This window comes from Colwellia sp. TT2012 (assembly GCF_001440345.1).
Taxonomy (GTDB): domain Bacteria; phylum Pseudomonadota; class Gammaproteobacteria; order Enterobacterales; family Alteromonadaceae; genus Colwellia.
Map to the genome: position 1 here is coordinate 1 of NZ_LJYX01000094.1, position 903 is coordinate 903.

Annotated in this window: 1 protein-coding gene; it reads left to right on the top strand. The window is 65.1% G+C overall.

Translation table 11 applies throughout. The features are described from left to right. On the top strand, positions 1–903 hold a 903-nt coding region (locus ASU03_RS18870), incomplete at both ends, for an amidase (RefSeq protein WP_269433042.1).

The following is a 903-nucleotide window of genomic DNA, read 5'->3' on the forward strand; positions in this document are numbered from 1 at the left end:
CGCGATTATCATCGGCAAGAGCAACGTGCCCGAATTCGGCCTGGGCTCGCAGACTTACAACAGCGTGTTCGGCACCACCGGCAATGCCTATGATCCGGCCTTGGTGGCCGGCGGCAGCAGCGGCGGGGCGGCGGTGGCGCTGGCGTTGCGCATGCTGCCGGTGGCCGATGGCAGCGACATGATGGGTTCGCTGCGCAACCCGGCGGCGTTCAACAACGTGTTCGGCCTGCGCCCGTCCCAGGGCCGCGTGCCCCATGGGCCGGCGCCGGAGGTGTTTGTCCAGCAACTGGCCACCGAAGGCCCGATGGGCCGCAGCGTAGCGGATGTGGCGCGGTTATTGAGCATCCAGGCGGGCTTTGACGCACGGGTGCCGTTGTCGCTCAAGGATGATCCCAGCGTATTCGGCGCGCCGTTGGCCCGTGACTTCAAAGGCGCGCGCCTGGGGTGGCTGGGAGACTACAACGGCTATCTGCCAATGGACGACGGCGTGCTGGGCCTGTGTGAATCAGCCCTCGGCGATTTCAGCGCGTTGGGCTGCGCAGTGGAAAGCTGCCAGCCGGACTTTTCCATGGCGCGCCTGTGGCACACCTGGCTGGTGCATCGCCATTGGCTGGTGCAGGGCGCGCTGGGGGCGGCGTATGCCGACCCGCAAAAACGTGGGTTGCTCAAGCCTGAAGCGCAGTGGGAAGTGGAGGGCGGCCTGGACCTGAGTGCGGCGGATGTGTATCAAGCCTCCTTGGCGCGCAGCGATTGGTACCGCGCCTTGGCCAAGTTGTTCGAACGTTACGATTTTCTGCTATTGCCCAGTGCCCAAGTGTTCCCTTTCGATGCACAGCAGCCCTGGCCGCGCGTCGTTGGAGGGCAAACCATGGACACCTATCACCGCTGGATGGAGGTGGTCAT